The 9,192-nt window shown below is 63.5% G+C and carries 10 protein-coding genes and 1 pseudogene; 9 read left to right on the top strand and 2 right to left on the bottom strand.

Annotated features, from left to right (window positions below; translation table 11 throughout):
• Together B0G38_RS12615 and B0G38_RS12610 are read left to right on the top strand one after the other, a co-directional pair.
• Positions 1–525 (top strand): annotated as a pseudogene (locus B0G38_RS12615) (hypothetical protein); the annotation flags it as partial.
• Between the two features lie 397 nt (positions 526–922).
• The gene (locus B0G38_RS12610; RefSeq protein WP_264669778.1) at positions 923–1,174 is read left to right on the top strand and encodes an antitoxin; all 252 of its coding nucleotides are present in this window, start codon (positions 923–925) and stop codon (positions 1,172–1,174) included.
• 88 nt (positions 1,175–1,262) lie between these two features.
• Here B0G38_RS12610 and zapE read toward each other — a convergent pair whose 3' ends face one another.
• On the bottom strand, positions 1,263–2,300 hold the full coding sequence (zapE, locus tag B0G38_RS12605) for a cell division protein ZapE (RefSeq protein WP_264669777.1): 1,038 nt from the start codon (positions 2,298–2,300) through the stop codon (positions 1,263–1,265).
• Between the two features lie 245 nt (positions 2,301–2,545).
• Here zapE and B0G38_RS12600 point away from each other — a divergent pair, with 245 nt between their 5' ends.
• From B0G38_RS12600 to ybaK, 3 genes are read left to right on the top strand one after another with little or no spacing between them, the layout of a single operon-like run.
• Positions 2,546–3,454, top strand: a complete 909-nt coding sequence (locus tag B0G38_RS12600) for a sulfurtransferase (protein ID WP_264669776.1) — start codon at positions 2,546–2,548, stop codon at positions 3,452–3,454.
• Between the two features lie 30 nt (positions 3,455–3,484).
• Entirely contained in the window at positions 3,485–3,934 is a 450-nt protein-coding gene (locus B0G38_RS12595) for a SufE family protein (RefSeq protein ID WP_264669775.1), read from the top strand.
• Positions 3,935–3,951: 17 nt separating this feature from the next.
• Positions 3,952–4,443 carry a Cys-tRNA(Pro) deacylase gene (ybaK, locus tag B0G38_RS12590; protein ID WP_264669774.1) on the top strand — a complete coding sequence of 164 codons (492 nt, stop codon included), beginning with the start codon at positions 3,952–3,954 and terminating at the stop codon, positions 4,441–4,443.
• Here ybaK and B0G38_RS12585 read toward each other — a convergent pair whose 3' ends face one another.
• Positions 4,444–5,739 (bottom strand): alpha/beta hydrolase family protein, encoded by a 1,296-nt coding sequence (locus tag B0G38_RS12585; protein WP_413542062.1) that lies wholly within the window; start codon positions 5,737–5,739, stop codon positions 4,444–4,446.
• Positions 5,740–5,874: 135 nt separating this feature from the next.
• On the opposite strand from B0G38_RS12585, the gene B0G38_RS12580 reads away from it, so the two are divergent.
• The 4 genes from B0G38_RS12580 to B0G38_RS12565 all read left to right on the top strand — a co-directional run bounded on the left by B0G38_RS12580 (position 5,875) and on the right by B0G38_RS12565 (position 9,183).
• Positions 5,875–6,363, top strand: a complete 489-nt coding sequence (locus B0G38_RS12580) for a hypothetical protein (RefSeq protein WP_264669773.1) — start codon at positions 5,875–5,877, stop codon at positions 6,361–6,363.
• A gap of 23 nt (positions 6,364–6,386) precedes the next feature.
• Positions 6,387–6,818 (top strand): peptide-methionine (R)-S-oxide reductase MsrB, encoded by a 432-nt coding sequence (gene msrB / locus B0G38_RS12575; RefSeq protein WP_413542061.1) that lies wholly within the window; start codon positions 6,387–6,389, stop codon positions 6,816–6,818.
• Between the two features lie 257 nt (positions 6,819–7,075).
• On the top strand, positions 7,076–8,425 hold the full coding sequence (locus B0G38_RS12570) for a DUF6421 family protein (protein WP_264669784.1): 1,350 nt from the start codon (positions 7,076–7,078) through the stop codon (positions 8,423–8,425).
• Positions 8,422–9,183, top strand: coding sequence for an SDR family NAD(P)-dependent oxidoreductase (locus B0G38_RS12565; protein WP_264669771.1), 762 nt, complete (start codon positions 8,422–8,424; stop codon positions 9,181–9,183). The genes B0G38_RS12570 and B0G38_RS12565 overlap by 4 nt, the downstream gene beginning before the upstream one ends.
• Positions 9,184–9,192 lie beyond the last annotated feature (9 nt).

Here is a 9,192-nt window from a genome sequence, read left to right as displayed (position 1 = left end):
AAAATCGCCTGCGACGCCGACCTCATCCCCCTGGTCCTCGGCGGCAAAGGCGAAATCCTCGACATCGGACGCGCCCAGCGGCTGTTCACCCCCGCCCAGCGCCGCGCCCTCGTCGCCCGCGACAAAGGCTGCGCCTTCCCCGACTGCACCATGCCCGCCCCCTGGACCGAAGCACACCACATTCAGTTCTGGGAAAAACACAACGGCCCAACGTCAGTTCACAACGGCTGTCTTTTGTGTTCCTACCACCACCATTTGCTGCACGATGAAAACCGGAGAATCGAAGTCCGGGACGGCATCCCGTGGTTCATCCCGCCCCGCTACATAGACCCCGATCAAAAACCCCGCCGCAACCGCTACCGACTCGCCGGCACACCCCTGCCCCGCGCCCAAGCCCAGACCCCGATTGTCGAAAACGGGACCAACGCGCAACCCCCACCTCAACCGACAGAACTCTCACTGATACCAGCGTCCGGTCCCCCCGCCCCAACAGGCAGAGACACTGCTGCCGCTGCTGGAGCCTGATACCGCCACGACACCGGAACAATCCAAGCCGCTCAAGGTTCCTTCGCCGCCCGAATCGCCCCAGGTTCCTGCCGTGTCCGAAGCGGCTAGAAAGTCCAGACTGTCGGACGGGCCGCAGCATGGCCCAACGGAAGACTGGAACCGGCCATTCGACGATTGGCCGCTGCAGCCAAACAAGCCGCCTTGGTGACCTACATGGCCAAGCTACATAGCCTCGAGTTCCTTGCCCTTGGTCTCGGGCAAAAATTTCCAGACGAACACTAACACGTCTCTCCTTGGCGGCTACCAGTAACGGGCCTGCCCGGCCTACCAGGCCTACCTATTGACGCGGCCTGCCTCGGGCCTACGATAGAAGTAGGCGGGAGCATGCGGCTCCCAGGAGCGAAGGGAGGTGTCTGTGTCTGTATTTGACGAGCTCAAAGGCAAGGCCGGACAGCTTAAGGACAAGGCCGCTCATCTGGTCGGCGACAATGCCGACAAGCTCAAGGACGGCGTCGGCAAGGCTGGAGATTTCATCGACAGCAAGACCGACGGCAAGTACTCCGGGCAGGTAGATGGTCTGCAGGCCAAAGCCGCGAACCTCATCGACAGGGCAGATGGTGGAAATACCCCCGGTGCCGCAACCGATGAGAGCAGCCCTTCGGCATAACTTCGCTGAGAGCACGCCAAAAAGGCGCTGGTCCTACCGGGAGGTAGCACCAGCGCCTTTGTGCTGTTTTGGCAGGGCCGTTGGGGCCTCAGGACTCCTCGCCAGTCAACCCTTCACGTGCCAGGGCTGTCAGCCTGGAAACAGCCCGGTAGTACTTCTTCATGTAGCCGCCGGACATCATCTCAGGGGTGAAAAGCTCGTCGAAGGGCATGCCGCTGGCAATAATCGGCACGTCCTTGTCATAGAGCCGGTCCGCAAGCACGACAAAGCGCAGGGCTACCGATTGTTCGGTAATCGTAGCCACGTTGTGCCACGCCACCGCGTCGATGCCGTCGATAAACTGCCGGTACCGGCTCGGATGCACGCCTTCGAGATGACTGACTAGATCCGAGAACTCATCGGCCGCAACCACCTGGCCCTTGAAATCGCTGTAGACCCGCCGTTTGAGTTCAAGATCAGTCAAAGGATCCGGAGCAGCCGGCAGTCCCCGGTGGCGGTAGTCTTCGCCGTCGATACGGGTTACGTTGAACTGGTCTGCCAGGACCTGGATTTCGCGTTGGAAATCGACGGCGGCGAAGCGTCCCTCGCCGAGGGAGCCGGGCAGCGTGTTGGAGGTAGCTGCGAGCTTCACGCCGGCGTCGGCCAGCTCGCGCATCAGCCGGGACATCAGCACGGTGTCCCCCGGGTCGTCGAGTTCGAATTCATCGATACAAACCAACCGGTAGCTGCTTAGCGCATCCACTGTCTTGCGGAAGGATAGCGCCCCCACCAGATTTGTATATTCGACGAAGGTGCCGAAGGCCTTGGGGCCCTCCACCGCGTGCCAGAGGGAAGCCAACAGGTGGGTTTTTCCCACACCGAAGCCGCCGTCGAGGTAGATGCCGGCCTTGCCTGCCTGCTTCTTGGCGGCGAAAAGTTTCTTCAGTCCTTTGGGTCCCCGGTGGTCTACCTCTGCGGCAAAATCCCGTAACGCTTTGACCGCGGCGGACTGCGAGGGCTGGGACGGGTCGGGACGGTAACTGTCGAAGGAGACTTCGCCGAAGCGCGGCGAAGGATGGAATCCCTCCAACAAGTCGTCGACCGACACCTTGGGGGTCCGGCGCGAAAGCTGTTCAATCTGGGGCACGTTTAACTGACCGTAGCCTTCCTGAAAATCTGCGTGGCGGTGAATTGCCGCCAGAAAAACGATACGCTACCGACGACGGCGCGGCAGATTCGTGACCGAGGCCACTGCCAGGAAGCAGGCGGATGTCGTCCCGCTGCAACGGACTCCCCTCATTGTGGCGGATGATGACCGGCGCGAAGGTTGTTTCTTCGTGCTTATGGTTAGGCTGGGCAGAGACCACCCCTGACGAATGGAAAGGTTTTGCTATGCCTGTTGTTGCCGCAGAACAGAACGAGAAGTTTGCCGCCTATGCCCACCCGGAACGGCTCGTTTCCACCGATTGGCTGGCGGCCAACCTGGACGCGGATTCCCTGGTTGTCGTCGAATCGAATGAGGACATCCTCCTCTACGAGACCGGCCATATTCCGGGTGCAGTAAAAATCGATTGGCATACGGATCTGAATGACGCGTTGACCCGCGACTACATTGACGGCGAAGCATTCGCTGCGCTGCTCGGTTCCAAGGGCATCACCCGCGAGACTACCGTGGTGATTTACGGAGATAAGAGCAACTGGTGGGCTGCCTATGCACTCTGGGTGTTCACGCTTTTCGGCCACGAGGATGTGCGGCTGCTTGACGGCGGGCGCGACAAGTGGATCGCGGAGGGGCGCGAGCTCACTACCGAGACGCCGAAGCCTGCAGCGGTCGAGTACCCTGTCGTCGAACGTCGGGATGAGGCCATCCGCGCATTCCTGCCGGATGTCTTCGAGCACTTCGGGAAGCCGTTGATCGATGTCCGCTCGCCCGAAGAATACTCCGGCGAACGCACCACCATGCCCGCTTATCCCGAGGAGGGAACGCTGCGCGGGGGCCACATTCCCAGCGCCGCCTCCGTCCCCTGGGCCCGCGCCGCCGCTGCTGACGGAACGTTCCGGAACCGCGAAGAGCTGGAAGCGATTTACAAGGGCGAGGCCGGGTTGAACGAGGGCGATGAAGTGATTGCCTACTGCCGCATCGGTGAGCGTTCGAGCCACACCTGGTTCGTCCTCAAGCACCTGCTCGGATTCGAAAACGTCCGCAACTATGACGGTTCATGGACCGAATGGGGCAACGCGGTCCGCGTTCCGATCGTCAAGGGCGCCGAACCCGGCGAGGTGCCCGCCGCCAGGCGTTGAGAGCCGCGTGCACGAGTAGAATAGGTGACTGTGAGCGCACAAAACATCCCCGCACAGCTGGCAGAAATCATCGATGACTTCCAAGCGATGGAGGAGCCTGAGCGGCTGCAGTTACTGCTGGAATTCTCCCGATCGCTTCCGGACCTTCCGGAGCATCTTGCCGGCCAGCCGGAGCTGCTTGAACAGGTCGTTGAGTGCCAGTCCCCGCTGTTCCTGACCTTGGAGATCGGCGACGGCCCGGAGGAACCGGTGGAGATCTACTTCTCGGCGCCCCCGGAAGCCCCGACCACCCGCGGTTTCGCCGGCGTCCTGCATGAAGGGCTCAACGGCTTGCCGGCTGCGGAGATTCTCGCTGTACCGGACGATGTCCCGGAGCAGCTCGGGTTGACCCGTGCCATTACGCCGCTGCGGCTGCGTGGCATGTCCGCCATGCTCGCCCGGATCAAGCGCCAGATTACGGACGCTCGCGCAGCCGTCTGACCGCGCCGAATCCGCCATTGGCAAAGCGCACCGCTTCGACCGGGACCCCCGCCACATTGCTGTTGCAGCAGGCGGGGGTTCCGCACACGCTGCACAAGTATGCCCATGATCCTGCTGTGACCGATTTTGGGCTTGAGGCAGCACGCAAGCTCAGTCTGGCTCCGGAACGGATTTTCAAGACCCTCATGGTGACAGCAGACGGCAACCTCGCTGTGGCGGTGGTGCCAGTCTCCGGAAACCTCAATCTGAAATCCTTCGCAGCTTCCTTAGGGGCGAAGAAGTCCGTGCTGGCCGATCCGCTCGATGCCCAGCGCCGCACCGGCTACGTGCTCGGCGGCATCTCCCCGCTGGGCCAGCGATACTGCAGTCCGACAATCCTTGATTCCAGCGCGATGGATTATCCCACTATCCTGGTTTCCGGCGGCCGCCGCGGACTGGACATTGAGTTGGCAGCGCAGGACCTGATGCGCCTGACCGGCGCGCGGCTGGCAGCTATCGGTACGGGTTGATCAGTCCGGCTGCACCCCGTTCATACCCGGCCCTTTGACCCCGGGAACAGGGGCGCTCAATACATGGGTCAGCCAGCCGGTGACCACCCGCTCCCAGCGCTCGGGATCAACGTTCCATTCCTTGGTGTGGCTGGCACCGGAGAACGGTTCGAAAGTCACCAGCCGAGGATTCTTGTCCGCCAGTTCCGCGGACGGCCCATAGGGCACGAACTCGTCGTCCTGGCTGTGCAGGATCAGTGTCGGCACGGAGAGCTGGTCGTACCGGGCTACCCAGTTCATCTTCTTCAGATCCAGTGGAGCAGCCAACCCGGTCAGCAACCTGCCGGCGCGGTTCGAGATGAGCCATTGCGAAAAACGGCCCACGGCCTCGGGGATCCGGTTCAGCCTGGCCTGGTAGGCCAGCACGTCGATCCAGTTGATCACCGGACCGTCCAGCACGAGAGCCTTGATCCGGATGCGGTGCACGGATTGGTCCGCCGCCTGCAGACTAATGGCGCCGCCCATCGACCAGCCGAACAGCACAATCTCTTCGGCTCCGTGTTCCAGGGCATAGGTGATAGCGGCTTCAACGTCCCGCCACTCCGTCAGCCCGAGTCCGTAACGCCCGTCCGGCGCGGCGGGGGCTTCGCCGTCGTTCCGATAGGAAATGAGCAGGGAGGTCATACCTAGTCCGCGGGCGGTGCGGGCGGCACGAAGCCCTTCCTGCCGGGTGGCGCCCCGGCCGTGCACCATGATGGCCCAGGTCCGGGCGTTCTCCTCTCCCCTGATCAGCCACGCTGGTGCCTGGCCGCCCTCGACGGCGATGCGGACTTCCTCGTTCGCCAGACCCGCGGCCGCAGGGTCAGGGTAGACCGCGCCTCCCCACCAGCCGCGGCGGGCCGCCGCCAGATCGCCGCTGTACACACGCTCCACGGTGCGCTGGACTGTTCCGTCTTTCGGCGAGTAGGAAGTGATGGCGCCGATCCGCGCCTGGCCGCGTCCGCCGTCGAAATAAATGCTGTAGAGGCCCGGCGCCGTGGTGTCCGGTGTGGCCGGCAGAATGACCTCCTGGTGCTGGCTGCTGCCGACCACGGCGTAGATCTCGAGATTCTGGTCATGCTCGCGCACCGGAGTGAGAACCTGGCGGGCGAAATACGAGGCGAGCCCGGAGGTGGCTCCGGCCAGCAGTGAACCAAGACCTGCCCCGGCGATCGCGCCGACGCCCATCCAGCGCACCCACGGCAACTGCCGCCGAATTTCCTCGGCTGGTGGCGCGGCGACGGAGATCAGAGTTTTCCGACGGTCGAACAAAGCCATGGCACCATTCTTACTCACGCGGCGGCGCGCGGCGTAACGCCCTGCCGTGCACGAGCCGGAGGGAGTTGACGGCGCGGGAAGCCCCCGGGAGGGCCCGTTATTGTTTGCCGCGCGCCCGCTGGTTACGCTGGGGCCATGAGCGAAACGATTGTAGTACTCACCGAAGAGCCGCTCAATGATGCGGATCTTCAAAATCTGGAATTGCTGGCAACCGAGGGCACCGAATTCAGCGTGCTGATTCCCGAGGACACCAAACGGAATCTGGTGCTGGATTTTCTGGACAATCTGAGTCTGCTCGACGTCGCCCAGGCCTTCCGCGAGCTGCTGCATGGACAGCCCTCGCCCGACGAGGCCAAAACCGAAGCAGAGGAAGCCAAACGCCTCTCCGTCCTGGCGCTCCGGGGCAGGGGGTTGCTGGGGACGGTGGAAATAGTCGACGACGACGGCGTTTCCGCGCTGGTGGAATACGTCCAGCGCCATCCGGCCGACCGCGCTGTGGTGATCACTACCCCGCACGCCGTTGCCGATACGTTCCATACCGACTGGGCCAACCGCGCCCAGGACAAACTCGGTATTCCTGTGCTCCATCTGTATTCCGGTTCGGGATACATTGGGGACTCGTGAGCGTTGAAAAGGATATGAGTGAAGTGAACAGCACGCCAGAAACGTTTCCCGTCGCAAAGTCCGAGGACGAATGGCGCCGCGAACTGACGCCCGAGGAGTACCAGGTGCTGCGGCAGGCGGGCACCGAACGCCCTTATACCGGTGAGTACTGGGACTCGCACACCGCCGGTGTCTACCGCTGCCGCGCTTGTGGGGAGGAGTTGTTTACCAGCCAGGAGAAGTTTGATTCCCATTGCGGTTGGCCCTCGTTCTGGGCCCCGCTGGCGGAAGGCAAGGTCCGCTACCTGCGGGACTCGGCGTTGGGGATGGAACGGATCGAAGTGCGTTGCGCAAACTGCAACTCCCACCTGGGCCACGTTTTTGAGGGCGAGGGTTACAGCACGCCGACCGACCAGCGCTACTGCATCAATTCCGTCTCCCTGAAGCTGGAGCCCAAGCAGGACGAGGCTCCCTGAGATCTGCTGATCCCGCGGAGTTCCTTGAGCTCTTCCCACACCCGAAGCCCGGCCAGCATGAGCCGGGCTTCGTCATGTCCGCCGCCGCCCTATCGCGAGCCCCAGAGTTTCTAATCTGTCGGGGGATTCCGCATAAGTGACACTGTTTGGTTGTTACGCTCATGGAAACAGCAAGAAGTCCCCCTCAGCGGTTTCGCTAGGGAACCGTTGCCGGAAGGAAGGCATCCATGAGCATCACCATCAGCGCTACCGAGACCATGCACTCCAACGATATGCGGCCCGAACTGCATCCGGCCTGGCTGCGGCTGAAGGCAGCCGCCAGCAGGCTCCGTCCGCTGCAGGTCCATGACGGTTCCATTCCGGATGCCGCGCACCACGCCGAGGCAACCGCGCACACCGAGACGATCGTGTCGGCCATCGCCGAGCTGGCGCCGAAGTTCGACCACGACGGCGAATACCTGCGTCTGCTCCAACAGGACTTCCGCCGCTGGTCGGCAACCGGGTTCGGCGTGCCGGACTTCCTGGATTCGCTACTGGCGTTCCAGCCGCAGCAGCAGCGCAGCAACGGGCTGGTCCATCTGGTGGTCTTCCCCATGTACACCCAGAACGGCAGCACCGACCGGCTGATGGAGGCCGTGCTCCTGGAGGTCCTCTGGCCGGACTTCATCGCCGACCTCGAGGCGGGCGACTACTCCAACAAGCTCTTCGTGCCCATCCGTTTCCTGGATTTCACGGCCGGATACGACACCAATTCGGCCGTCCTGTTTCCGGAAACGGTGGCAGTGCGGGAAACTCCTGCCTTCACCTGGGGGGCCATCTTCGCCGACCGTGAGGCAGCCCGCTTCCGCAAGGTTGTCGGCGCCGCAGCGGACATCACGTCGCTCCAGCTGCCCGAGGAGGCTGCCGATCTACTCGCGGACCAGCGGTTGGCCGAAGAAACCTTTGTGATGTGGGACCTGATCCATGACAGGACGCATATGCGCGGTGATCTGCCGTTCGATCCGTTCATGATCAAACAGCGCATGCCCTACTTCCTTTACTCGCTGGAGGAACTGCGCTGCGATCTGACCGCTTTCCGGGAATGCGTGCGGCTCCAGAATGACCTGCATGCGTCCGAGGAAATCCGCCGGCACGCCCGTCTGGTCCAGTACGCCGTCATCTTCGACCGGATCTTCCGCTTCGCCATCACCGGCAACCGGGTGCGCAACTATGACGGTCTCGGCGGCCAACTGCTCTTTGCCTGGCTGCACCAGCACCATGTGCTGCACTGGACCGACGGCAAGCTGAGCATCGACTGGGACAACGTGGCGGACGTCGTCGTCGCTCTGGGACAGCAGATCGAGGAGTTGTACTGGCGTTCGATCGACCGCCCGAAGACCGCGCACTGGCTGGCCGCGTACGAGATGCTGACCAAGACGCTGACGCCGCACCCGGCGTCGGTCTGGGCCAAGGGACCGGACGCCCTGCCGCTGTCCGGGCTGCCCCGCGAGCTGACGGACCAGGTGCTGGATGATGAATTCCCGCTCTCCATGTTCTACGAGGCGCTGAACCGTAAGATGAAAACCGTGATCGAATCGACCTCCGGTATTACGGGCGTTGCCGCATGACAGAACTTCCCAGCACAGGCGCCGGTATTCCGTCCGGGCTGCGCATCCTGGTGGCGGGCGCGTCCGGCTCCTCGGGACAGGCCGTCACCGCGGCCCTGCAGGCAGCCGGCGCGCAGGTGATCGCCGTCGGTAGCAACCCCGAACACCTACAAAACGCCTATGCGAACGACGACGGCGTGCTCACCTTCGCCTGCGACCTCGCCGATCCGGGGGCTGTCCGGGAACTGGCGGCGCGGATAGACGCCGAAGCCGGCAGCATCGACGGGTTGGTCCATCTGGTGGGCGGCTGGCGCGGCGGCAAGGGTATCGCCGGGCAGACCGACGAGGACTGGGACTTCCTGCACCGGAACCTGATCACCACCCTGCGGAACACCACCCGCACGTTCTACGACGACCTGGCCGCGTCGCCGCACGGCAGGGCGGTCATCGTCTCGGCCACCGCGGTGGGCTCCCCCACCGCCGGCGGCGCCAATTACGCCGCGGCCAAGGCCGCTGCCGAAAGCTGGATGTTCTCGGTGGCCGACGGGTTCCGCCGCGACCAGGCAGCCGGCCCCGGCGCCAAGGAGACATCCGAAGCTGAGCATTCGGCCGCCGTCGTACTTGTCATTAAGGCGTTGGTGGATGACCGGATGCGCGCCGGGAACCCGGAGAAGCCGTTCACCGGGTTCACCGACGTTGCGGACCTGGCCGCGGCAGTGAAGAATTTGTTCGGCAGGCCCGCGGCCGAAATCAATGGCCGCCGGATCCCGCTCGTCTAAACGCCGCCG

Origin of the sequence: Crystallibacter permensis (genome assembly GCF_025960875.1) — a bacterium.
In the GTDB taxonomy this organism is placed as follows: domain Bacteria; phylum Actinomycetota; class Actinomycetes; order Actinomycetales; family Micrococcaceae; genus Crystallibacter; species Crystallibacter permensis.
Note: the sequence above shows the minus strand (reverse complement) of the source record. Positions and strands in the feature narration are given on the sequence as shown.